This window comes from Micromonospora sp. NPDC049301, assembly GCF_040678715.1.
Lineage (GTDB): Bacteria > Actinomycetota > Actinomycetes > Mycobacteriales > Micromonosporaceae > Micromonospora.
Genome location: NZ_JBFAQO010000002.1, coordinates 744,623 through 768,142, shown reverse-complemented (window position 1 = coordinate 768,142; position 23,520 = coordinate 744,623). Strand labels below are relative to the sequence as shown.

Annotated in this window: 22 protein-coding genes; 15 read left to right on the top strand and 7 right to left on the bottom strand. The window is 72.3% G+C overall.

Features of this window, described 5'->3' with window-relative positions:
• Positions 1 to 69: 69 nt before the first annotated feature.
• Positions 70 to 1,461, bottom strand: coding sequence for a cation:dicarboxylase symporter family transporter (locus AB0K07_RS09730; protein ID WP_363752614.1), 1,392 nt, complete (start codon positions 1,459 to 1,461; stop codon positions 70 to 72).
• A gap of 100 nt (positions 1,462 to 1,561) precedes the next feature.
• Between AB0K07_RS09730 and AB0K07_RS09725 the strand changes: the two genes are divergently transcribed.
• The 5 genes from AB0K07_RS09725 (at position 1,562) to abc-f (ending at position 6,478) form a co-directional block, all read left to right on the top strand.
• A complete protein-coding gene (locus tag AB0K07_RS09725; protein ID WP_363752611.1) occupies positions 1,562 to 3,145 on the top strand; it encodes a sensor histidine kinase in 1,584 nt (527 codons plus the stop codon).
• Positions 3,142 to 3,837 (top strand): response regulator, encoded by a 696-nt coding sequence (locus AB0K07_RS09720; RefSeq protein WP_363752609.1) that lies wholly within the window; start codon positions 3,142 to 3,144, stop codon positions 3,835 to 3,837. The genes AB0K07_RS09725 and AB0K07_RS09720 overlap by 4 nt, the downstream gene beginning before the upstream one ends.
• Before the next feature lie 110 nt (positions 3,838 to 3,947).
• Positions 3,948 to 4,172: a hypothetical protein gene (locus AB0K07_RS09715; protein ID WP_363752606.1), complete on the top strand. Its 225-nt coding sequence runs from the start codon at positions 3,948 to 3,950 to the stop codon at positions 4,170 to 4,172.
• Positions 4,142 to 4,546, top strand: coding sequence for a type II toxin-antitoxin system VapC family toxin (locus AB0K07_RS09710; RefSeq protein ID WP_363752836.1), 405 nt, complete (start codon positions 4,142 to 4,144; stop codon positions 4,544 to 4,546). Before AB0K07_RS09715 ends, AB0K07_RS09710 begins: the two co-directional genes overlap by 31 nt.
• A 294-nt stretch (positions 4,547 to 4,840) precedes the next feature.
• A complete protein-coding gene (gene abc-f, locus AB0K07_RS09705; RefSeq protein ID WP_363752603.1) occupies positions 4,841 to 6,478 on the top strand; it encodes a ribosomal protection-like ABC-F family protein in 1,638 nt (545 codons plus the stop codon).
• A gap of 24 nt (positions 6,479 to 6,502) precedes the next feature.
• On the opposite strand, the gene dnaE is transcribed toward abc-f, so the two are convergent.
• Positions 6,503 to 10,033, bottom strand: coding sequence for a DNA polymerase III subunit alpha (gene dnaE / locus AB0K07_RS09700; RefSeq protein ID WP_363752600.1), 3,531 nt, complete (start codon positions 10,031 to 10,033; stop codon positions 6,503 to 6,505).
• A gap of 144 nt (positions 10,034 to 10,177) precedes the next feature.
• Here dnaE and AB0K07_RS09695 point away from each other — a divergent pair, with 144 nt between their 5' ends.
• The 3 genes from AB0K07_RS09695 to AB0K07_RS09685 all read left to right on the top strand — a co-directional run bounded on the left by AB0K07_RS09695 (position 10,178) and on the right by AB0K07_RS09685 (position 11,992).
• Complete coding sequence (locus AB0K07_RS09695; RefSeq protein ID WP_363752598.1) at positions 10,178 to 10,798, top strand: L-threonylcarbamoyladenylate synthase; 621 nt, start codon at positions 10,178 to 10,180, stop codon at positions 10,796 to 10,798.
• A 101-nt stretch (positions 10,799 to 10,899) separates the two neighbouring features.
• Positions 10,900 to 11,445: an RNA polymerase sigma factor gene (locus AB0K07_RS09690; protein WP_363752596.1), complete on the top strand. Its 546-nt coding sequence runs from the start codon at positions 10,900 to 10,902 to the stop codon at positions 11,443 to 11,445.
• A 4-nt stretch (positions 11,446 to 11,449) separates the two neighbouring features.
• Positions 11,450 to 11,992 carry a hypothetical protein gene (locus AB0K07_RS09685; RefSeq protein WP_363752595.1) on the top strand — a complete coding sequence of 181 codons (543 nt, stop codon included), beginning with the start codon at positions 11,450 to 11,452 and terminating at the stop codon, positions 11,990 to 11,992.
• Positions 11,993 to 12,029: 37 nt separating this feature from the next.
• Here the strand turns inward: AB0K07_RS09685 and AB0K07_RS09680 are convergent, their stop codons facing one another.
• Both AB0K07_RS09680 and AB0K07_RS09675 read right to left on the bottom strand, forming a co-directional pair.
• Positions 12,030 to 13,211, bottom strand: a complete 1,182-nt coding sequence (locus tag AB0K07_RS09680) for a low temperature requirement protein A (RefSeq protein ID WP_363752593.1) — start codon at positions 13,209 to 13,211, stop codon at positions 12,030 to 12,032.
• 131 nt (positions 13,212 to 13,342) lie between these two features.
• A complete protein-coding gene (locus tag AB0K07_RS09675; protein ID WP_363752591.1) occupies positions 13,343 to 14,749 on the bottom strand; it encodes a serine/threonine-protein kinase in 1,407 nt (468 codons plus the stop codon).
• 189 nt (positions 14,750 to 14,938) lie between these two features.
• Here AB0K07_RS09675 and AB0K07_RS09670 point away from each other — a divergent pair, with 189 nt between their 5' ends.
• The 7 genes from AB0K07_RS09670 to AB0K07_RS09640 all read left to right on the top strand — a co-directional run bounded on the left by AB0K07_RS09670 (position 14,939) and on the right by AB0K07_RS09640 (position 21,171).
• Positions 14,939 to 15,559, top strand: a complete 621-nt coding sequence (locus AB0K07_RS09670; protein WP_363752589.1) for a hypothetical protein — start codon at positions 14,939 to 14,941, stop codon at positions 15,557 to 15,559.
• 130 nt (positions 15,560 to 15,689) lie between these two features.
• A complete protein-coding gene (locus AB0K07_RS09665; RefSeq protein ID WP_121676282.1) occupies positions 15,690 to 16,031 on the top strand; it encodes a PadR family transcriptional regulator in 342 nt (113 codons plus the stop codon).
• Positions 16,028 to 16,975 carry a permease prefix domain 1-containing protein gene (locus AB0K07_RS09660; RefSeq protein WP_363752586.1) on the top strand — a complete coding sequence of 316 codons (948 nt, stop codon included), beginning with the start codon at positions 16,028 to 16,030 and terminating at the stop codon, positions 16,973 to 16,975. Before AB0K07_RS09665 ends, AB0K07_RS09660 begins: the two co-directional genes overlap by 4 nt.
• 131 nt (positions 16,976 to 17,106) lie before the next feature.
• Entirely contained in the window at positions 17,107 to 18,420 is a 1,314-nt protein-coding gene (locus AB0K07_RS09655) for a sensor histidine kinase (protein ID WP_363752583.1), read from the top strand.
• 23 nt (positions 18,421 to 18,443) lie between these two features.
• Positions 18,444 to 19,139 (top strand): response regulator transcription factor, encoded by a 696-nt coding sequence (locus tag AB0K07_RS09650; RefSeq protein WP_363752833.1) that lies wholly within the window; start codon positions 18,444 to 18,446, stop codon positions 19,137 to 19,139.
• An 80-nt stretch (positions 19,140 to 19,219) separates the two neighbouring features.
• On the top strand, positions 19,220 to 20,113 hold the full coding sequence (locus AB0K07_RS09645) for an ATP-binding cassette domain-containing protein (RefSeq protein ID WP_363752580.1): 894 nt from the start codon (positions 19,220 to 19,222) through the stop codon (positions 20,111 to 20,113).
• Complete coding sequence (locus tag AB0K07_RS09640; protein ID WP_363752578.1) at positions 20,110 to 21,171, top strand: ABC transporter permease; 1,062 nt, start codon at positions 20,110 to 20,112, stop codon at positions 21,169 to 21,171. Before AB0K07_RS09645 ends, AB0K07_RS09640 begins: the two co-directional genes overlap by 4 nt.
• Positions 21,172 to 21,231: 60 nt before the next feature.
• Here AB0K07_RS09640 and AB0K07_RS09635 read toward each other — a convergent pair whose 3' ends face one another.
• The 3 genes from AB0K07_RS09635 to pdxT all read right to left on the bottom strand — a co-directional run bounded on the left by AB0K07_RS09635 (position 21,232) and on the right by pdxT (position 23,473).
• Positions 21,232 to 21,849 carry a DUF402 domain-containing protein gene (locus tag AB0K07_RS09635; protein ID WP_363752575.1) on the bottom strand — a complete coding sequence of 206 codons (618 nt, stop codon included), beginning with the start codon at positions 21,847 to 21,849 and terminating at the stop codon, positions 21,232 to 21,234.
• Between the two features lie 8 nt (positions 21,850 to 21,857).
• A complete protein-coding gene (locus tag AB0K07_RS09630; protein WP_089016673.1) occupies positions 21,858 to 22,610 on the bottom strand; it encodes a YebC/PmpR family DNA-binding transcriptional regulator in 753 nt (250 codons plus the stop codon).
• 260 nt (positions 22,611 to 22,870) lie between these two features.
• Positions 22,871 to 23,473 (bottom strand): pyridoxal 5'-phosphate synthase glutaminase subunit PdxT, encoded by a 603-nt coding sequence (gene pdxT, locus AB0K07_RS09625; protein ID WP_363752573.1) that lies wholly within the window; start codon positions 23,471 to 23,473, stop codon positions 22,871 to 22,873.
• Positions 23,474 to 23,520 lie beyond the last annotated feature (47 nt).

The window sequence follows — 23,520 nt, the reverse complement described above, 5'->3', positions numbered from 1 at the left end:
CATCGGTTGTGAACCCGGGGTCCCGCAGCCGTTGAGCCGGCGGGACCCCGGGATGTCTCCTGAGCGAGGTCAGGCTGGCACGCCGGCCGGCGTCGCCGGTTCGTCGGCAGGCCGCCGACTCGCCGACTCGTCCTCGTCGTCGTGCTCGTCGAGCATCGTCGCCTCGTCGAACGGGTCGTCGCCGCGCAGCACCCCGGCCGCCCGGTCCCGGTCGAACTCCCCGGTCCACGTCCCCACCAGCACCGTCGCGACCGCGTTACCGGCGAAGTTCGTCAACGCCCGGGCCTCCGACATGAACCGGTCGATGCCGACGATCAGCCCAACCCCGTCGACCAGGTCCGGCCGGTGCGACTGAAGCCCACCAGCCAGCGTGGCCAGCCCAGCGCCGGTGACCCCCGCGGCGCCCTTCGACGCAATGATCATGAAGAGCAGCAGCGACACCTGCTCGCCGATCGACAGCGGCTTGCCCAGGGCGTCCGCGATGAACAGCGACGCCATCGTCAGGTAGATGGCCGTGCCGTCCAGGTTGAAGGAGTACCCGGTCGGCACCGTGATGCCCACGACCGGCTTGCTCACCCCAAAGTGCTCCATCTTGGCGATCAGGCGCGGGAGGGCCGACTCCGACGACGAGGTCGACAGGATCAGCAGGAACTCCCGGCCGAGGTAGCGCAGCAGCGAGAAGATCGAGATTCGGGCCACGGCCCAGAGCAGCGCGCCGAGCACCACCAGCACGAAGATCAGGCAGGTCAGGTAGAAGCCGACCATGATCTGCGCCAGGCTCTTGAGCGCGTCGACGCCGGTCGCGCCGACCACGGCGGCCATGGCACCGAACGCGCCGATCGGCGCCAGCCACATGATCATGGCGAGCACCTTGAAGACCACACGCTGGATGATGCCGATGGCGTTCAGCACCGGCTCACCGCGCCGGCCCATGGCCTGCACGGCGAAGCCGACCAGCAGCGCGACCAGCAGCGTCTGGAGGACCTCCCCCTCGGTGAGCGCGGAGAGCAGCGTGGTCGGGATGATCCCGAGCAGGAAGTCCGCCGTCCCGCCGGCCTCGTCGCCGGCGGCGGCCTTGCCGGCACCGGCGAGGTCCTGACCCAGGTTCAGGCCGGAGCCGGGGTGGATGACGTTGCCGACGACCAGGCCGATGGCGAGCGCGACGGTCGACATGGTCAGGAAGTAGCCGAGGGCGAGCCCGCCGACCTTGCCGACCTTCGCGGCCTGCCGGACGGAGCCGACGCCCAGCACGATGGTGCAGAAGATGACCGGGCTGATCATCATCTTGATCAGGTTGACGAAGCCGGTGCCGATCGGCTTGAGTTCCTTGCCGAAATCAGGTGCGACCAGGCCGACGACGATGCCGGCGAGCACGGCGACGATGACGGCCAGGTAGAGGTAACGGGTACGGTCCCGACGGACCGGCGGTGCCGGTGTGGTGGTGGATGCGGTCGTGTCCATGTCGACAATGTGAAGCGCGTCTCACCCGTTGACAGCCTTGCGGTCATTCTGTTCACCGCGGAAGCACCATCGAGAGCGCCGTGACGAGGAGGTGGTGGAGATGGCCCGACGCCAGTGGAGCATCGCGGGGCAACTCTTCGCCCTCCAGGCGGTGGTGGTGACGCTGCTGGTGCTGGCCGGCGCGGCGGGCGCCGTCTGGCTGGCCCGCAGCGACGCCCGGCAGGCGGCACAGGAGGAGGTGCTCGCGGTGGCGCAGACCGTGGCCCGCTCCCCTGACGTCCGCGCGGCCCTCGCGACCGCCGACCCGGCCGCCGCACTCCAGCCGTACGCCGAGTCGACCCGGCTGGCCACGGGCACCGACTTCGTGGTCGTGATGGCCCCCGACCGCACCCGCTTCTCGCACCCCACCCGGGAGCTGATCGGCCAGCCGTTCGTCGGGGAGATCGGGCCCGCGCTGGCCGGCCGGCCGTTCACCGTCACCAACGTCGGCACGCTCGGCGAGTCGGTGCGCGCGGTCGTTCCGGTGTACGACGATCAGCGGCGGATCGTCGGCCTGGTCTCGGTGGGCATCACCACCTCGGCGATCAACCGCAAGCTGCTCGGCCAGTTGCCGGTGCTGCTGGGCGTCGCCGCGCCGGCGCTGGCCCTCGCCGCGACCGGCTCCTGGCTGCTCAGCCGCCGTTTGCGCCGGCAGACGCACGGCCTCGGGCCGGCCCAGATGACCCGGATGTACGAGTACTACGACGCCGTCCTGCACTCGGTGCGCGAGGGCCTCGTGGTGCTGACCACCGACCGGCGGGTGGCGCTCATCAACGACGAGGGTCGCCGGCTGCTGGGGCTCGACGCGGACGCGCCGGTGATCGACCAGCCGGTTGCCGGGATCGACCTGCCGCCCGCGGTGGCCGAGCTGCTCGGCTCCGGACGGGACGCCCTCGACGAACCCGTCCTGGCCGGTGACCGGGTGCTGGTCGCCAACCAGCGGACCACCCGCTTCGAGGGCGCCGTGCTCGGCACCGTGCTGACCCTGCGGGACCAGACCGAGCTGCGCACGCTGGCCAGCGAGTTGGACTCGGTGCGCGCGCTGACCGAGGCGTTGCAGGCGCAGACCCACGAGTCGGCCAACCGGCTGCACACCGTGCTGACCCTGGTGGAGCTGGGCCGCGCGGACGAGGCGGTCCGGCTCGGCACCCGGGACCTGGCCCTCGCCCAGCAGCTCACCGACCGGGTGGTCGGCGCCGTGACCGAGCCGGCCCTGGCGGCGCTGCTGCTCGGCAAGTCGGCGCAGGCCAGCGAGCGCGGGGTGGACCTGGTGATCGAGCCGGACTGCCGCCTCGACGACAGCCCACTGCCGACCAACGACCTGCTCACCGTCGTCGGCAACCTCATCGACAACGCTTTGGAGGCGGTGGCCGGTACGCCGGCGCCCCGCCGCGTGCGGGTCTTCGTCGGCGCGGTCGACGACGAGCTGGTGGTGCGGGTCGCCGACAGTGGCCCCGGGCTGGCCCCGGACCGGGTGGCCGACGCGTTCCGGCGTGGCTGGTCCACCAAGAGCACCGGCCGGGGCCTCGGCCTGGCCCTGATCGGGCAGGTGATCCACCGGCACGGGGGCCGCTCCGAGGTGGGCCGCTCGGACGACGGCGGCAGCCTGTTCACCGTCCGGCTGCCGGTCGGGGTGCGCCGGTGACCGACATCCGGGTGCTGGTCGTCGAGGACGAGCCGCTGCTGGCGGAGGCGCACGCCGCGTACACCGAACGGGTTCCCGGTTTTGCGGTGGTCGGGGTGGCGCACACCGCGCGGGCGGCGATGGCGGCGCTGCGCGCCAACGTCGGCGGCGACGTCGACCTCGTGCTCCTCGATTTTCGGCTGCCCGACGCGCACGGCCTGGACGTCTGCCGGGCGTTGCGCGCGGCCGGCAGCAGCGTTGACGTGCTGGCGGTGACCTCCGCGCGCGACCTGGCCGTGGTGCGCACCGCGGTGTCCCTCGGCGTGACCCACTACCTGCTCAAACCGTTCACCTTCGCGGCGTTCCGCGACAAGCTGGAGCGGTACGCGGACTACCGCGCCCAGGCGCTCGCCGACGGTGAGGTGGCCGCCCAGCACGAGGTGGACCGGATGTTCGCCACCCTGCGCGGCACGGCCGGGCACAGCCTGCCCAAGGGCCTCGACGCCGAGACCCTCAATCGGGTACGCGCCGCGCTGGCCGACGGGACCGGCGCGCAGGTGGGGCTCTCCGCGACCGAGGTGAGCTCCCTGACCGGAATCTCCCGGGTGACCGCCCGGCGCTACCTGGAGTACCTGGTGACCGTCGACCGGGCCGCGCGCCACCCCCGCTACGGCACTCCGGGCCGCCCGGAGGTCGAGTACCGGCCCCGCTGAGCATGCGCCAAATCTTCGGGGCCGCCGCCACGACAAGCGGCCTCGACGCGCGGCGTCCCGGTGCTTGAAGTGCGAGAATCGAAGACGGTCCGACATGTTGGAGGTGAGCCGTGACGAGCAACGCCGAGCAGGTGCCCGAGTGGCCGACGGCCGAGCATGTGCCGGCTGCCGAGTTGGCGCGTCGTCAGGGCGTGCGGCCGATCACCTCCGTGAACGACCTGGCGCGGCCGGACCTGTTCGAGTCGGACGAGGAGTTGGATGCGTTCCTCGTCGACCTGTACGCCTCTCGGCGGGCCGGCGCCGCATTAGCCTCGTCGTCCTGGACATCGATGTAGCATCGGCGATCCTCCGGGGGCGGCTACCTGACCATCTCGGTGCCCGTCTGGCCGGTAAGACACTGTGCATCACCTTCGTGACGCTCGGGGAGCTGACCAAGTGGACCGTGCTGCGGAGCTGGGGGCCGCGCAAGCTGAATGACCTGGCGCAGTGGCGGTCCGGGGTCGTGCTGCTTCCCTTCGACGAAGCGGTGGCGGTGACCTGGGGGCGGCTCCAGGCCCGGGCGCAGCACCGAGGCCGGCCCCGGCCGACGAACGACTCGTGGATTGCGGCGTGCTGCCTGGTCGACCGGCTACCGCTGGCGACCTTCAACGGCAAGGACTACACCGACTTCGCTGAGTACGACGGCCTACGCCTCTTCGACGTCTCCTAGCCTCCGCAGCATTTGTTCGGAGTTGCAATGCTTCCCGTCCGTCCACCGCGGCGACCGCAGGGAACCCGGTGGCGGGCGGAAGATCCGTTGTTAGACTCGGCGGAGTTGGGTCAGCGGTTGACGAGGAGACCAGACATGGCGGGTGACGACGACATCTCCGGGTGATACCGGATGTCTCAGGCCACCGTTCGGCGCGCGTCAGCGCAGCCGCCGTGGCCATGCCGTCGTTCCACCGGTCCCCGTTTCGTCCCGGGCGGCTCCGGCTCGCCCGACCCACCCCCTGAGGTCACTCGCATGTCTGATGCGTTCATCGTCTGCTCGAACCTGTCCTTCTCCTGGCCGGACGACACCCCGGTCTTCTCGGAGCTGTCCTTCACCGTCCCCGGTGGCCGCACCGGTCTGGTCGCGCCCAACGGCGCCGGCAAGAGCACCCTGCTGCGGCTGATCGCCGGGGAGCTGCGCCCCGGCGGCGGCAGCGTCACCGTCGACGGGGTGCTCGGCTATCTCCCGCAGACGTTGCCGCTGGTGGGCGACCTGACCGTGGCCCAGGTGCTGGGCGTCGCCGAGCGGATCGCGGCGCTGCACGCCATCGAGGCCGGCGACGCCAGCGAGCAGCACTTCGCCATCATCGGCGACGACTGGGACATCGAGGAGCGCACCCGCGCCGAGCTGGACCGCCTCGGCCTGGGCGAGCTGTCGCTCGACCGGCGGCTGCACACCCTCAGCGGCGGTCAGGTGGTCTCCCTCGGCCTGGCGGCGCAGCTGCTCCGGCGCCCCGACGTGCTGCTGCTCGACGAGCCGACCAACAACCTCGACCTGGAGGCCCGGCACAAGCTCTACGACGTGCTGTCCGAGTGGACGGGCTGCCTGCTGCTGGTCAGCCACGACCGGGAGCTGCTGGACCGGATGGACCGCATCGCCGAGCTGGACCGCGGCGAGATCCGCTGGTACGGGGGCAACTTCACCGCGTACATCGAGGCGGTGCAGGCGGCACGGGAGGTGGCCGAGAGCAACCTGCGCAACGCCGAGCAGGAGGTCAAGCGGGAGAAGCGGGAGATGCAGCAGGCCCGCGAGCGGGCCGATAGGCGGGCCAGCAACGCTTCCAAGAACCTGAAGAACGCCGGTCTGGCCCGGATCGTCGCCGGTGGGCTGAAGCGCAGCGCGCAGGAGTCGGCGGGCCGGGCGCAGGAGACCCACTCCAACCGGGTCGGTCAGGCTCAGGCGCGCCTCGACGAGGCCGGCCGGGCGGTACGCGAGGAGGACCGGATCACCGTGGACCTTCCGGACACCACCGTCCCGGGCGGGCGCACGGTCTTCTCCGGCACCGGGATGCGGGCCCGCTTCGACGACCGGGAGCTGTTCGGCGGCGACGGCGCCGACCTGGTGATCCGGGGGCCGGAGCGGATCGCGCTGACCGGGGCGAACGGCGTCGGCAAGTCGACGCTGCTGCGGCTCGTCAACGGTGACCTCGAACCGGCCGGCGGCGAGATCAAACGGGCCGACGGGCGGATCGCGTACCTGTCGCAGCGGCTGGACCTGCTGGACCTCGACCGCACGGTGGCGGAGAACTTCGCCGCGTACGCGCCGAGCCTGCCGGACGCCAAGCGGATGAACCTGCTGGCCCGGTTCCTGTTCCGGGGTGCCCGGGTGAACCTGCCCGTCGGGGTGCTCTCCGGCGGCGAACGGCTACGCGCCACCCTGGCGTGTGTGCTCTGCGCCGAACCGGCGCCGCAACTGCTGCTGCTCGACGAACCGACGAACAACCTGGACCTGGTCAGCGTCGCCCAGCTGGAGAGCGCGCTGAGCGCGTACCAGGGCGCGTTCGTGGTGGTCAGCCACGACGAGCGGTTCCTCGCCGAGATCGGCGTGCAGCGCTGGCTGCGGCTGGCCGACGGCCACCTGCGGGAGATCGCGGCCCCCGACCGGGGCTGAGCCCGGCGGCGTCCCGCGGCCCGGTCAGCTCACGTTGGCCGGGCCGAGGACGCTCTTCAGGTCACCCATCAGCGCGGTGGTGGCCGCCACCCGGAACGGGCCCAGCCGCAGGGTGGTGGTCCGGCCGCCGTTGAGCAGCTTGACGTGCACCTCGGTGTCGCCGGGGTGCAGCACCAGGGTCTCCTTGAGCCGTTCCACCAGCGGCGGCGTGCACCGGTGCACCGGGATGGTCAGGGTGACCGGCTTGTTGCTGGCGCTGGTGCTGACGTCCGGCATGGACATGTCCATCGCCATGATCCGTGGGGTGTCGTCGCGGCGGTCCACCCGCCCCTTGACCACCACGATGGCATCCTCGGCGATGTACTGCCCGATCACCTCGTAGGTGTTGGGGAAGAACAGCGTCTCCACCCCACCGGCCAGGTCCTCCAGGGTGGCCGACGCCCAGGCGCGGCCCTGCTTGGTGACCCGGCGCTGCACGCCGGAGAGGATGCCGGCGAGGGTGACCACCGCCCCGTCGGGCACCGCGCCGTCCTCGGCGAGGGAGGCGATGGTGGTGTCGGCCGCCGCGCCGAGGATGTGCTCCAGGCCGAACAGCGGGTGGTCGGAGACGTACAGGCCGAGCATCTCGCGCTCGAAGGCCAGCTTGTCCCGCTTCTCCCACTCGCTGTCACCGATGACCGGCATCACGGTCGTGCTGCCGGCGTCGGTGTCACCGAAGCCCGCGCCGAAGAGGTCGTACTGGCCGACCGCCTCCTTGCGCTTGACGTCGGCGTACGCGTCGATGGCGTCGGCGTGCACCGCGAGCAGGCCCTTGCGGGGGTGCTCCATCGAGTCGAAGGCGCCCGCCTTGATCAGCGATTCGATCGTCTTCTTGTTGCAGACCACCGCGTCCACCTTGGACAGGAAGTCGTAGAAGTCGGTGTAGTCGCCCTTCTCCTGCCGGCAGCGCATGATCGAGGCGACCACGTTCGCGCCGACGTTGCGCACCGCGGCCAGGCCGAAGCGGATGTCCGTGCCGACCGGGGTGAACGGCCCGGCCGAGGTGTTCACGTCCGGTGGCAGCACCTGGATGCGCATCCGGCGACACTCGGACAGATAGAGGGCCATCTTGTCCTTGTCGTCACCGACCGAAGTGAGCAGACCGGCCATGTACTCGGCGGGGTAGTGCGCCTTGAGGTACGCGGTCCAGTAGGAGACCAGGCCGTACGCGGCGGAGTGCGCCTTGTTGAAGGCGTACCCGGCGAACGGCACCAGGACGTCCCAGACTGCCTGGATCGCCTCGTCGGAGTAGCCGCGCTCGCGGCAGCCGTCCCGGAACGGGATGAACTCCTTGTCGAGGATCTCCTTCTTCTTCTTGCCCATCGCCCGGCGCAGCAGGTCCGCCTGGCCGAGGGTGTAGCCGGCGAGGATCTGCGCCGCCCGCTGCACCTGCTCCTGGTAGACGATCAGGCCGTGGGTGGGGGCCAGGATCTCCCGCAGCGGCTCCTCCAGCTCCGGGTGGATCGGGGTGATCTCCTGGAGGCCGTTCTTGCGCAGCGCGTAGTTGGTGTGCGAGTCGACGCCCATCGGGCCGGGCCGGTACAGCGCCAGGACGGCGGAGATGTCCTCGAAGTTGTCCGGCTTCATCAACCGCAGCAGCGAACGCATCGGCCCACCGTCGAGCTGGAACACGCCGAGGGTGTCACCGCGGGCCAGCAGCTCGTAGGCGGCCGGGTCGTCCAGTGGCAGGGCCAGCAGGTCGAGCTTCTTGCCGTGGTTGAGCTCGATGTTCTTGACCGCGTCGTCGATGATCGTCAGGTTGCGCAGGCCGAGGAAGTCCATCTTCAGCAGCCCGAGCGACTCGCAGGTCGGGTAGTCGAACTGCGTGATGATCGCCCCGTCGGCGTCGCGGCGCATCAACGGGATGTGCTCGATGATCGGTTCGGCGGACATGATGACGCCGGCGGCGTGCACGCCGGTCTGCCGGATCAGCCCCTCGATGCCCTTGGCCGTGTCGATCACCTTGCGCACGTCCGGGTCGGACTCGTACAGGCCACGGATCTCGCCGGCCTCGGCGTAGCGGGGGTGCTTCGGGTCGAAGATGCCGGTGAGCGGGATGTCCTTGCCCATCACGGCCGGCGGCATGGCCTTGGTGATCCGGTCGCCGACCGCGTACGGGAAGCCGAGCACCCGGGCCGAGTCCTTGATCGCGGCCTTCGCCTTGATCGTGCCGAAGGTCGCGATCTGGGCGACCTTGTCCTCGCCCCATTTGTCGGTGACGTACTTGATCACCTCGCCGCGCCGGCGCTCGTCGAAGTCGATGTCGACATCCGGCATCGAGACGCGCTCGGGGTTGAGGAACCGCTCGAAGATCAGCCCGTGCGGGATCGGGTCCAGGTCGGTGATGCCCAGTGCGTACGCGACGAGCGAGCCGGCGGCCGAACCACGGCCCGGGCCCACCGCGATGCCCTGGTTCTTCGCCCACTGGATGAAGTCGGCGACCACGAGGAAGTAGGACGGGAAGCCCATCTGGTTGATGACGCCCAGCTCGTACTCGGCCTGGACGACGTGCCCCTCCGGGATGCCGTTCGGGTAGCGGCGGGCCAGCCCGGCGAAGGTCTCCTTGCGGAACCAGGACTCCTCGGTCTCCCCCTCCGGCACCGGGAAGCGTGGCATCAGGTTGTGGAACTCGAACATCCCGGTCGGGTCGACCTTCTCGGCGACCAGCAGGGTGTTGCGGCAGCCCTGCTGCCACAGCTCGGACGAGTCGACCGCGCGCATCTGGTCGGCGCTCTTGATGAAGTAGCCGCCGCCCTCGAAGCGGAACCGGTTGGGGTCGTCGATGTTGCTGCCGGTCTGCACGCAGAGCAGCACGTCGTGCGCGGTGGCCTGCGCCTCGTGCGTGTAGTGCGAGTCGTTGGTGACGACCGGCGGGATGTCGAGCTTGCGGGCGATCTCGGTGAGCCCGTCGCGGACCCGGCGCTCGATGGAGAGGCCGTGATCCATGATCTCCAGGAAGTAGTTGTCCTTGCCGAAGATGTCCTGGTAGCTGGCGGCGACCTTGAGCGCCTCGTCGAACTGGCCCAGGCGCAGCCGGGTCTGCACCGCGCCGGAGGGGCAGCCGGTGGTGGCCATGATGCCCTCGGCGTGCTCGGCGATCAGCTCCATGTCCATCCGGGGCCACTTGACGTAGTGCCCCTCCATGGACGCGCGCGAGTTGAGGGTGAACAGGTTCTTCAGGCCCTGCGCGTTCCTCGCCCACATGGTCTTGTGGGTGATCGCGCCGTTACCCGAGATGTCGTCGCTCTTCTGCTCCGGCCGGCCCCACTTGACCCGCGCCTTGTGGTAGCGCGACTCGGGCGCCACGTACGCCTCGACGCCCAGGATCGGGGTGATCCCGGCGGCCATCGCCTGGTTGTAGAAGTCGTTCGCGCCGTGCATGTTGCCGTGGTCGGTGATCGCCACGGCCGGCATGCCGAGCCGGTTGGCCTCGGCGAACAGGTCCTTGAGCCGGGCCGCCCCGTCGAGCATCGAGTACTCGGTGTGCACGTGCAGATGCGCGAACGAATCAGCCATGCGTGGCGCCCCCCGGCGGTGTGGATCTTGGTGGTCGGACCCGACCGGGACCTACCCTACCGAGGTGATCTCGGCGGCTCCACCGTCCGCGCCGAGGGTGGCCCTCGTCTCCCCCGCGCACGCCGATGCGCCTAGGCTCGGAGGATGGCGAGGTACTACGACGTCCACCCGGAGAACCCGCAGCCCCGGGTCATCCGCCAGGTCGCTGACCTGATCCGCGACGGCGGCCTGGTCGCCTATCCGACCGACTCGTGCTTCGCGCTCGGCTGCCGGCTGGGCGACCGGCAGGGCCTGGACCGGATCCGGGAGATCCGTCGCCTCGACGATCGGCACCACTTCACCCTGGTGTGCCGCGACTTCGCCCAGCTCGGCCAGTTCGTCCACGTCAGCAACTCGATCTTCCGCCTGGTGAAGGCGTCCACCCCGGGCAGCTACACGTTCATCCTGCCCGCCACCCGTGAGGTGCCGCGCCGGATGTTGCACCCGAAGAAGCGCACCGTCGGCGTCCGGGTGCCCCGGCACACCGTGACCCAGGCGCTGCTGGCCGAGCTGGGCGAGCCGCTGGTGTCGAGCACCCTGGCCCTGCCCGGCGAGGACGAGCCGATGACCCAGGGGTGGGAGATCAAGGAGCGGCTCGACCACCTGCTCGACGCGGTGGTCGACGCGGGCGACTGCGGCAAGGAACCGACGACGGTGGTCGACCTGTCCGGCCCCGAGCCGGAGATCCTGCGCCGGGGCGCCGGGGACCCGTCCCGCTTCGAGTAGCGTGCCGGCGGCCCGAGTCGGCTGCCAGACTCGATCGCGCCGACCGGCGACAGCGGGCCGTACGCTCGGAGAACGGCACCGCCGAGCATTGGACACCCGGCATGCCCCTCGACGACGACATCGACGCCCTGGCCCGGTCCGCCGCGCACGGCGACACGGCGGCGCTGGACGCCCTGCTGGTCGCGGTGCGCCCGGAGGTGCTGCGGCTGTGCGCCCGGTTCCTGCCCAACCGGGAGGACGCCGAGGAGGCCTGCCAGGACACGCTGCTGGCCGTGGCGCGCGGCGTCAGCCGGTTCGAGGGCCGCTCCGCGTTCCGCACCTGGCTGCACCGGCTGAGCGCCAACCGGGCCCGGTCCACCTACCGCAGCCTGCGCCGGCGCTGGATGCTGGAGGCGGGCGACGTGCCGCTGCCCGACCGGGCCGACCCACGGCGGACCAGCGTGGTCGCCGGCACCCGACTGGACCTGCTCGACGCGCTCGACGCGGTGCGACCCGACCTCGCGGAGGTGGTGACGTTGCGGGACGTCCTCGGGCTGAGCTACCCGGAGATCGCCACCCTGCTGGAGGTGCCGGAGGGCACGGTGAAGTCCCGGCTGCACCTCGCCCGGCGGGAGGTCCGGCAACGGCTCGGCGAGCATTCGGGCTGACCGCATGTGCCGCGCCCCGATCCGCCGACTCACAGCCACCCTGGCCGCCGCCCTCGCCCTGACCGTCTCGGTCGCCCGTTGCGGCGGCGAGCCGGTGTCGCCGCTGCCCGTCCAGCCGCCCGGCACGCCCGCCGCGACGGCGACGCCGAGCGCGACACCCACCGCCACCGTGTCGCCGTCCCGGGTGCCACCGACCACCGGGCGTCCGGCCCCCGCACCGCCCGCACCGACCAGGACCAGGGGTACGCCGTCCCGGCCGGCCCCGTCGTCGACGGGACCGACCACGGCCTGCCAGGGAGCGGTCCGCTACGACCTGCCGCTGGCCGAGACCGAACTTGAGCTGCTGCGTTCGCTCTGCTTCGCCACCGGCGCGGTGCTACGGATCCAGGGCATCGGCCCCGGTCTGGTCACCGTGGACCGTCCGGAACTGGTCTCGCAGCAGTACGAGGCCGGGGTGGTGGACATCCGGTTCGTCCGCCCTGGCACCGTCGCCGTCCGGATCCCGCAGGACGACCGGACGCACACCATCACGGTGGTGGTCCGCTAGCCAACCGGGTCGGGGGTACGCGCGGTCGGGGCTGGCGTCACGGCGTCGCCGGCGCAGGGGCGGGACGATGCCGGGCCCGGACGAACTCCGCGGCGGCGACCGCCAGCAGCACCAGCGCGGCGGCGACGCCCAGCGCCAGACCGGGCAGGTGCGCAGCGGGCGGCACCAGAGCGATCGTCGCGACGACACCGACGATGTGGGACAGCGGCACCCGCCCGTAGACCTCGTGTTCCAGAACCGCCCGACCGAGGAGGAAGAGCCCCGCGCCACCCAGGATGAGCGCGGTCATGGGGGCGCCGGGTCGCTGTCCCGGCTGCGCGGTGACCCGTTCGACGCCGGCGGCCGTGCCCACCACCCCGGCCACCATCAACCAGTGGGCGTACGGATTGGTCTGCACCAGCCGGGCCCGGTGGGGTGACGCCTCGATGGCGCTGCGGAGGGTCCCGCCCGCTCCCTGGGCGTAGCTCCACCAGAGCACCACGGCCGTCAGGAAGGCGGTGCCGAACGCGCCGATCCGGCCGGGGGTGAAGGGCTCATGGCTCAGGCTGAGGACGCTGACCAGGACGAGTTCGCCCAGGGTGAGGATGTAGATCTGCTGGTACCGCTCGGCGAGGTGCTCCGGCGCCACCCGGTACTTCGGCAGGGGCGCCCGACCGGGGACGGGGAAGCGGAACCCGAACGCGATGTAGTCCACGGCCAGCGCGGCGAGCCACACGACGAGCCGCCACCCGGGGTCGGCCACGAGGCCGCCGACCACCCAGAGGGTCCCCGAGCCGAGGTTCCAGACCAGGGCGCGCAGGGAGCGCTCCTGCTCCTGCCGGCCGCGCAGGGAGCGGACGAGCACCAGCCCCCGGCCCAGGTTCATCCCGGCCCAGGTTCCACCGAAGATCAGTCCGTGGTCGCGGAACGCGGTCGGCAGCGCGGCGGACATCAGCATGACGCCGAACATGATGCCCAGGATCAGGTAGGGAATCGGTCGCTTCCGCGGACTGTAGGTATCGGTGATCAACGTCGTCGTCACCCACACCGCCCACAGCGTCGACAGGGCGAGCAGCGCCTGGCCGATACCGGTCCAGGTCTGCTCGGCCGCCATCTTCTGCGACGTCAGCGTCAGACTGGCGATGAAGGCGAGGTCGAAGAACAGCTCCAGCAGATCCGCACGCTGCGGCCCCTCCGCCGCGCGGGTCAGCGGCAGGCGCGGGCCGCGCGTCACCGGCATCCGCTCGGGCTCCCGCCGAACCGGCGGCCGGCGGGCAGCGCCGCGACCACGGCCTGACAGCGAATCTCCGCCACGGTGACAGCTTCACATCCGAGGGACCGCCATCGGGCACGTTCACCCGCGACGGCCCGCTATCGCACCCGCACGCCGGCGAGCAGGGTGTCGACGAAGTCGGGGCCAGCGTCGGCGGGGGGCACGACCTGCACGTACACAAGGGCGGCGCGGCCGGCATGCAGCCCGGCCGACTCGACGATCCGCGGCCGGCCCCGGTCGCAGCGGTACGCCACCACGATCCACTCGACGCCCGCCCGCCGGTTGGTGCGGGCCGGAGCGGGCGTGCAGTCCGCGTGCGTGCGCTCGGCCAGGAACCCGGCCGGCGTGGTCCGCGCGGCCGTGGCGGCGGAGAGACCGACGAACGCGCCGGGCAGCCGGGGGTCGGCCGCCCAGCGGCGGGGTTGCGGCGACAGCACCAGCGCCGGCTCCGGTTCGCCGTCGGCACCGTGCTGACCGGCCCAGGTCGCCCCGGTGGCGGACCACCCGGCCGGCAACGCCACGGTCAGCGGCCCGGCGGTGTACGTCCGGCCGGCCGGCAGCCCGGACCCGCCGCCACCGGGCTCGGCGCCCGCTCCACCGACCGCGACGACGGCCACGACGGCCGCCCCGGCCAGCCGCGACCGGTACGGGCGGGGCGCCGCCGTTCGGGGTGACGGCGGCTGCGGCGCGGCGCTGTTCGCCCGGGCCAGCGCGGCGTGCACGGCCGCCGCGTCCGGGTAGCGGTCGGCCGGGTGGTGAGCGGTGGCCCGGGCGAGCACCGGCGCGATCGCCGACGGGACGCCTTCGCGCAGCCGGATCGCGGCGGCGTGGCGGGGCGGGTCCGGGCCGGGTGCGGCGGCGCCCAGCGGGTCGGCGGAGAGCAGCCGGAGCCCGAGCCGGCCGAGCCCGTACACGTCGGCGCGGGTGTCGATCACCGCACCCGGGTCGTCCTGCTCCGGCGCCATGTAACCGGGGGTGCCCGCGCGGGCGGTCAGCCCGGAGGCGGCGGCGAGTGCCTTGGCCAGGCCGAGGTCGGCGATCAGCACCTGTTCGGCGTCGGGGCCGTCCGTGTCGGCGGAGCGGAACAGGATGTTGCCCGGGGTGAGGTCGCGGTGCACGACGCCGTGCCGGTGCAGCACGGCGGCGCCGGCGCAGATCTCGCCGAGCAGCCGCAGCGCCGTCGGCGCGGGGATCGGCCCGGCGGCCAGGCGGTCCCGCAGGCTCCCCCGGTCCGCCCAGGCGAGCACCGCGTACGGCCGGCCATCGGGCAGCTCGCCGACGGCGTGCACCCGGACCAGCCGTTCGTGCTCCAACCGGCGCAGCAGCCGGAATTCGTCCCGGAAGCGTTCCCGGACCCGCAGGTCGTGGCTCCAGTTCTCGGCCAGCACCTTGATCGCCACGTGCGCGTCGAGCGTCCGGTCGTAGCCCAGCCAGACCGTCGCGAACGAACCGACGCCCAGTAGCCGCTCGATGGCGTAGGGCCCGATCCGCAGCGGAGCCGTCACCCGCGTCACCTCCCGGCCAGCGGCGTCGGTTGGCCCCCCGGTTCACAGTAGACCGGCCCACCGAGCCGGCGGCAGGTCCGAGCGTGGGGTGCGTCAGCGCGGCGTCCGGTCGGGTCCGAAACCCGACGAACCGCGGGCGGTGTCGCGGTGACTAACAGAGCAGGAGACCAACCACCCCAGGGAGCAGACATGAACCGTCCCTCGATCCTCATCACCACCGTGGCGCTGGCGCTCGGCGCGCTCGTCCCGGTGACCGTCGCGGCTCCGGCCGCGGCGGCGCCCCCGACCGGCGGCACCACGGCCGGCCCGGCCCGCCCCGGGTCGCTCGCCAACCCGCCCGCTGTCGGGCCGGACGGCGGGCACAGCCACCCCCGGGTGCTCAGCGTCAGCGGCGCCGGTGTGTACCGGATCGGCGCCAGCCTGACGGCACTCACCACGGCCGGGCGCATCGACTGGACCGCGCCGGGCTGCGACGGGGTCGTCCACGCCGGCGCGACCGGGTCCTGGGCCGGCGTGATCCTGCTGGCCTTCCGCGACGGACTGCTGGTGGAGGTCGGTACGGCCACCGCACCGCCCCGGTCCCCCGCGGGCGCGGCGGTCGGCATGTCCTTCGCGGAGCTGGAGGCGATCTACGGCCGGCGGGGCTGGCTGATCCGCAACGACGCGGGGGACGCCGAGGCGTACCTGGTGCGCGTCGGGTCGCGGGTGGAGCTGTTCACCGGGCACCCGATCCGCCCCGGCGTGGGCTACTTCCAGGTCGGGCCGGCCACCTTCGTCGAGCGGAACTTCCGGCAGGGCGCGTCCTGCTGATCCCGGTCCAGGGGCGGGGCGTCCGGTGCGGACCGGGCGCCCCGCCCGTCGCTTGGGGACCAACGAGCGCGGTCGGACACGATGATGCCTCTCTGGACAACACTGTGTGCCACACAGTATGGTGTGACGCATGGTTAGCGAGGACGTTCTACGGACGCACCTACAGGAGTTGCGTCGAGGCACCGTCGTGGTGGCCAGCCTGGTCGCGTTGCGCCGACCGGACTACGGCTACGCACTGCTGCAACGGCTCACCGACCACGGCTTCCCGGTGGACGCCAACACGCTCTACCCGCTGCTGCGCCGCCTGGAGGACCAGGGCCTGCTGACCAGCGAGTGGAACACCGAGGAGAGCCGGCCGCGCAAGTTCTACCGGACCAGCGACGAGGGCGAGTCGATGCTGGGCCGGCTGCTCGACGACCTCGCCGCCGTGCAGACCTCCATCACCGGGCTCATCCAAGGAGTGGACCGATGAACACCCTGACCGACCGCTATCTCGCCGCCACCCTGCGCTCGGTGCCCACCCAGCGCCGGGACGAGATCGCCACCGAGCTGCGCGCCTCGATCCAGGACATGATCGACGACCGGACCGGCGGCGGGCAGGACGACGCCACCGCCGAGCGCGACGTGCTCACCGAGCTGGGCAACCCCGACCTGCTGGCCGCCCGGTACGCCGACCGCCGGTTGCAGCTCATCGGCCCGACCTACTACCTGGTCTGGCTGCGGCTGCTGAAGCTGCTGCTCAGCTTCATCCCGGCGCTCGTCGGCACCATCGTCGCGGTCGTCGAGGCGGCCGGCGGCAAGGGCTTCGGAGCCGTCGGGACGGGCCTCGTCACCGCCCTCGAGGTGGCCGTGCAGATCGCGTTCTGGCTCACCCTGGTCTTCGCACTCATCGAACGCTCCCAACCGACCATGGATCTGCCCGACTGGACCGTCGACCAACTGCCGGACGTCCCCGCGCACCGGGACATCTCCCTCGCCGACACCATCGCGTCGGTGGCCATGCTGGTGCTGACCATCGGCTACCTGCCCTTCCAGCACTACAGGTCCTGGGTCGACGACGCCGCCGGTGACAACCTCCCGATCCTCGACCCGGCGCTCTGGTCGTTCTGGCTGCCGTTGCTGATCGCGGTGCTCCTGGCCAGCGTGGTGTTCGAGATCGTCAAGTACCGGATCGGGCGCTGGAACTGGACTCTCTTCGGGGTGAAGGCCGTGCTCAGCCTGGCGTTCGCGGTGCCGGTGGTGTGGCTGCTGCTGACCGACCGGCTGCTCAACCCGGCCCTCGGCGAGCGGCTGAGCTGGCTGGCCGAAGGGGACAACCGGAACACCCTCGGCGCCGCCATCGCGGTGGGCGTGGCCGCGGTCCTGGTCTGGGACCTGGTCGACACCGCCCTCAAGACCCGCCGCCAGACGGCGTGAGCAGCAGCCGACCAGGCGGCCCGGCGTGGACCCCGCGCCGGGCCGCCGCCCGTCCGCCCGACGACGTCACCGCCGTACGGTCCGGCGGTCGGCCATGGCGGCTGGCGTGGCCGGCGTGGCATCGTTCCCGGATGACCGTGGCACAGCGTGACGGATGGCGCCGTCCGGGTCCGACGCCGGAACAGCGCCGGATCGATCTCTGGATCGGGTTGGCGGTGACCCTGCTGGCGCTGGTCAGCCTGACCCTGGCCCGCAGCACCGGGGCGTTCCTGCCGGGCCCGCCGCCGTCCTGGCCGGAGCAGCTGCTCTGGACCGTCGCGGTGACGCTGCCGCTGGTCTGGCGACGGCGGTGGCCGGCCGCCACCCTGCTGATCGTCTCGATGGCGTTCATCGCGGCGCAGGCACGGTCGGCCCCGGAGACCCAGCTCTCCTCGTGGGCGCTGTTCTGCGTCCTCTACACCGTCGGCGCCTGGGGACAGGACCGCCGGCTCGCCCGCAGGTTGCGGGTCGGCGTAATCGCCACGATGTTCGCCTGGCTGGGCGTCTACTATGCGCTGAGCGTGGAGCACATCCCGCCCGGCGCCTTCGACGACGCGGCCGGGCCGGTCCCGCCGGTGCTGGCCGCGATGGTCAGCGGGGTGCTGGTGAACGGGCTGTTCTTCGGCTTCGCGTACTTCTTCGGGGAGACCTCCTGGGTGGCCGCGCGCCGCGAGCACGAGCTGCGCGCCCAGGCCGAGGAGCTGCGCCGGTCGCAGTCCGAGGCCCGGGAACGGGCGGTGCTCGGCGAACGCGTGCGGATCGCCCGGGAGCTGCACGACGTGGTCGCCCACCACGTGTCGGTGATGGGGGTGCAGGCGTCCGCCTGCCGGCGGGTGTTCGACCGGGACCCGGGCAAGGCCCGGGCGGCGCTGACCGCCATCGAGCAGACCGCCCGCACCGCCGTCGACGAGCTGCGCCGGATGCTGGGTGTGCTGCGCGCCCCGGGCGGCGACGCCGAGGCGGCACCGGCGCCGACCGGGACGGTCGACCGGATCGACGAGCTGGTCGAGCGGGCCCGCTCGGCCGGGCTCGCGACGACCGTCGGGGTGTACGGCGAGCCCGTCCCGCTGCCCGCGTCGGTGTCCCAGACGGCGTACCGGGTGGTGCAGGAGGCGGTGACCAACACACTGAAGCACGCCAGGGCCGATCTGCTCGACGTACGGATCCGCTACCTGGCACGGGAGATGGAGCTGGACGTGAGCGACGACGGATTGGCCGGCGGCCAGCCCGGCACCGAGGGGCTCGGCCTGCTCGGCATGCGGGAGCGGGTCGCCGCCCAGGACGGCGTCCTGGAGGCCGGGCCCCGACCCGGTGGCGGGTGGCGGGTGCGCGCCCGGCTGCCCCTGCCGACCGCGCCGTCGACGCGGGACGAGGCGGCGCCCGCCGGCGCGGGGTGGTCCGCGTGACCGCCCCGCCGACCGGCGCCACGATGCCGGACGCGGACGAACGCATCCGGGTGCTGCTCGCCGACGACCAGCACCTCGTCCGCACCGGCTTCCGGGTCATCCTCGAGGTGGAGGACGACATCGAGGTGGTCGGTGAGGCCGCGGACGGCGCACGTGCCGTCACGATGGCACGGGCCACCCACCCCGACGTGGTGCTGATGGACGTGGAGATGCCCGGAATGGACGGGCTGGAGGCCACCCGGCTGATCACCGGCGAAGGGCCCGGGGCACCCGCGGTGCTGATCCTCACCACCTTCGACCGTGACGACTACCTGTTCGCCGCGCTGCGGGCCGGGGCCAGCGGCTTCCTGCTCAAGAACGGCACCCCCGAGGAGCTGGTCGAGGCGATCCGGGTGCTGGCCCGGGGCGACGGCCTGCTCGCCCCGGAGATCACCCGGCGGGTGATCTCCACCTTCGCCCGTCCCGGCGATCCGACCGGCGCCGCCCGCAGCGGGCCGGACGCCCACGCCGCCCTGGGCGAGCTGACCCCGCGCGAACGGGAGGCGCTGGTGCTGCTCGCCGCCGGCGCGAGCAACGCGGAGATCGCGGCGGCCATGCACCTGGGCGAGGCGACGGTGAAGACCCACGTGAGCCGGGTGCTGGCCAAGCTCGGTCTGCGCGACCGGGTGCAGGCGGTCGTGTTCGCGTACGAGAACGGGGTGGTCCGCCCCGGCGGCTGACGGCATCCGTCGTGCGGTGGACCCGCCGGCTCAGCCGCCGGGCGGACGGCGGACCGACGCATTCGATCTAGCGTGGGTGCGTGACCAGAACGCTCCGCCTGGACGGCGTCGACCGCAGCTTCGGCGACCGGCAGGTGCTCAAGAACGTGTCCTTCGAGGTGGCCGCCGGCCGGATGACCGGCTTCGTGGGCGCCAACGGCGCCGGCAAGACCACCACCATGCGGATCATCCTGGGTGTGCTCGCCCCGGACGCCGGCGAGGTGAGCTGGGGCGGCGTGCCGCTGACCCGGCAGGACCGGCAGCGGTTCGGCTACATGCCCGAGGAACGCGGCCTCTACCCCAAGATGACCGTACGCGAGCAGGTGACCTACCTGGGCCGCCTGCACGGCCTGGACGCCTCCGCCGCCCGGCGCGCCACCGACACGCTGCTGGAGCGGGTGGGGCTCGGCGAACGCGGCGACGACCTGCTGGAGACGCTGTCGCTGGGCAACCAGCAGCGCGCCCAGATCGCGGCCGCGCTGGTGCACGACCCCGAGGTGCTGGTGCTCGACGAGCCGTTCTCCGGCCTCGACCCGCTGGCCGTGGACACCGTCGTCGCCGTGCTGCGCGAACGCGCCGCCGCCGGGGCTCCGGTGCTCTTCTCCAGCCACCAACTGGACGTGGTGGAGCGGCTCTGCGACGACCTGGTGATCATCGGCGACGGGGTGATCCGCGCCGCCGGGAGCCGCAAGCAGCTGCGCGACTCGTACACCGTGCCCCGCTTCGAGCTGGTGGTGGCGACCGACGCCGGCTGGGTACGCGACGAGCCCGGGGTGACCCTCGTCGAGCTGGACGGCGCGCGAGCGGTGTTCGACCTGCCGGCCGGCGCCGACGAACAGCCCGTGCTGCACGCGGCCCTCGCCCGGGGCCCGGTCCACGCCTTCCGTCCGGTCAGCCCCTCGCTCACCGAGATCTTCCGAGAGGTCACCCAGTGAACGTCACCCAGGCCACCCGGCTGGTCGCCGAGCGCGAGATCCGGGTCAAGCTGCGCGACAAGACCTTCCTGTTCGGCACGCTCTTCTTCCTGCTGATCGCCGCGGCGGGCACGATCCTGCCGCCGCTGCTCGCCGGCGGGCCGAAGAGCGTCGCGGTCACCCAGGAGGCCGCCGGGCCACTGCGGGCCGCCGGTCTCGAGGTGCACGTGGTGCCCGACGACCGCGCCGCCGAGCAGGCCGTCCGCGACGGCGACGTGGACGCCGCGGTCGTCTCCGGCCCGGCGGTGCTCGCCATGGACGAGGCGCCCGACGACGTGGTCCGGGCGCTGAGCACCGCCCCGCCGGTGCGCCTGCTGGACCCGGACGCGGTCGACCCGGTGGTGGCGTTCCTGGTGCCGTTCGTCTTCGCGTTCGTCTTCTTCATCACCTCGCAGACCTTCGGCCTCCAGATCGCGCAGAGCGTCACCGAGGAGAAGCAGACCCGGATCGTGGAGATCCTGGTCGCCGCCGTACCGGTGCGGGCTCTGCTGGCCGGCAAGGTGATCGCCGGCGGCATCCTGGCGCTCGGGCAGATCGCCCTGATCGCCGTCGTGGCCGTCGCCGGTATGCAGATCGGCGACAGCGGCGGCCTGCTCACCCTGCTCGCCCCGGCGATCGGCTGGTTCGTGCCGTTCTTCCTGCTCGGCTTCGTGCTGCTGGCCGCGATGTGGGCGGCGGCCGGCGCCCTGGTCAACCGGCAGGAGGACATCGCCAGTGTGTCGACGCCGGTGCAGCTCGCCGTCATGCTGCCGTTCTTCGCGGTGATCTTCCTCAACGACAACGCCGGGGCAATGCGGCTGATGTCCTACCTGCCGTTCTCGTCGCCCACGGCGATGCCTCTGCGGCTGTTCACCGGGGACGCGGCCGGCTGGGAGCCGTTCGTCTCGCTGGCCATCCTGCTGGTCACCGCCGGGGCCTTCGTGGTCGCCGGGGCACGGATCTACGAGGGGTCGCTGCTGCGGACCAACGGCCGGACCTCGGTGCGCGCCGCCTGGCGGGAGCGGGAGACGATCGGCTGAGCCCGGGTCTCGCCCGTGCGGGCGTCGACGTCCTGATCGGACGTCGGCGCCCGTTCGTGCTCAGCGGGCGGGCGGCACCTGTTCCCAGCCGAGGGGCAACCGGGGCGCCGACCAGGACGGGTCGGGCCCCCACGCCGCCCAGGCCGGGTCCCACCAGCGCTGCCCCGCGTCGAGCAGGGCGGCGATCCGGTCACCCTCGCCTCGGATGGCGTCCGCCATGCCCGGGTAACGCCCCTCGACGAGGCGCTGGGCGAACATCTCCACGTCCTTCCAGACGTACCGGTCGGCGTCCGCGCCCCACCACAGGTCCAGCTCGTGGTCCAGGGTGTCCACCCCGATCGGGGTACGCCGCAGCGGGTCCTGGAGGTTGAAGTACCAGCCGGCGAAGTCGCGCTCCGGCCCCGTCCAGAACACGTCGACCGAGTGCGCCTCGCCGGGGCGGTGCAGCATCAGCTTGCCGTGCCCGTGCCAGGCGCGGTGCCCGGCCGCCTCCCACGGGTGCCGCCCGCACGGGAAGTCACCCGCCTCCGGGAAGCCGAACTCGGCTCCGGGCGGGAGGTAGAGGGCGAGCAGGTCGGGCGAGTCCTCGACGCAGATCGTCGGGCAGCCGAACCAGACCTCACCGAGCAGGACCTCGCGCCGGACGACCACCTCGCCCGGCGCGAACCGGTCAGGCATCGCCACCGTCAGGCGTCCACCGCGGCCATCACGTCGTCGCTGACGTCGAAGTTCGCGTAGACGTTCTGCACGTCGTCGCAGTCCTCCAGCACGTCGATCAGCTTGAAGATCTTGCGCGCGCCCTCCTCGTCCAGCGGGATGTTCATGCTGGGGATGAGGGACGACTCGGCCGACTCGTACTCGATGCCGGCGTCCTGAAGCGCGGTGCGGACGGCGATCAGGTCGGTCGGCTCGGAGACCACCTCGTACGCCTCACCGAGGTCGTTGACCTCTTCGGCGCCGGCGTCGAGGACGGCCATCATCACGTCGTCCTCGCTGGTGCCCTCCTTGGGGACGATCACCACGCCCTTGCGGGAGAACATGTACGACACCGAACCGGCGTCGGCGAGCGAGCCGCCGTTGCGGGTCAGCGCGGTGCGCACCTCGGTCGCCGCCCGGTTGCGGTTGTCGGTGAGGCACTCGATCAGCATCGCCACGCCGTTCGGGCCGTACCCCTCATACATGATCGTCTGCCAGTCGGCGCCGCCGGCCTCCAGGCCGGAGCCGCGCTTGACGGCGCGATCGATGTTGTCGTTCGGCACCGAGCTCTTCTTGGCCTTCTGGATGGCGTCGTAGAGCGTCGGGTTGCCGGAGGGGTCGCCGCCGCCGGTCCGTGCGGCCACCTCGACGTTCTTGATCAGCTTGGCGAACATCTTGCCGCGCTTGGCGTCGATGACGGCCTTCTTGTGCTTGGTCGTCGCCCACTTTGAGTGGCCGGACATCTCCTACCTCCGTCTGTCATTCCACGCCTGCGTCGACTGCCGCACCGATTCCGCGCCGCGTCGGCGATCCGGCGGCCGGTCGGCTCCGCGGGAGATGCCGCGCCGGGCGACGGCCCTGCCGAACCGCGGCAATCTTACCGAGGTCACACCCGGGCATGTCACACCCGGCACCCGCTCGCGGCGCCGCCGGGGCACCCGGGCCACCCAGAAGACAACGACCGGGGGCCGGAAAACATGCCCCGCCGGGCGGAGGAGAGGCCTCAGGCGGCCCGGACCAGCTCCACGAAGTACGCGTGCACCCGCAGGTCACCGGTCAGCTCGGGGTGGAACGACGTGGCCAGCAGGTTGCCCTGCCGGACCGCCACGATCCGGTCGGCCGCCGGGCCACCGGTCACCTTCCCGATCACCTCGACGCCGGCACCGACCCGCTCGACCCACGGGGCGCGGATGAACACCGCGTGGAACGGCTCACCGGGAACCCCGGTGATCTCCACCGGCGCCTCGAACGAGTCGACCTGCCGGCCGAACGCGTTGCGCCGCACGGTCATCTCGATGCCGGCGAAGCCACGCTGGTCGGGGCGGCCGTCCAGCACCTCGGTGGCCAGCATGATCATGCCGGCGCAGGAGCCGTAGACCGGCATGCCGCCGGCGATCCGCTTGTCGATCGGCTCGCGCATCTCGAAGATGTCGGCGAGCTTGCTGATCGTGGTGGACTCGCCCCCGGGGATGACCAGCCCGTCGACCGCGTCCAACTCGGCCGGGCGGCGCACCGGGCGGGCGTCCGCGCCCGCCGCGGCCAGGGCCGTGACGTGCTCGCGGACGTCGCCCTGGAGGGCGAGCACACCGATCGTTGGCCCGCTCATACGCACCAGCCCTTCCTTCGTCCGCGGCTGCGGGGCTCGCAGGAGCG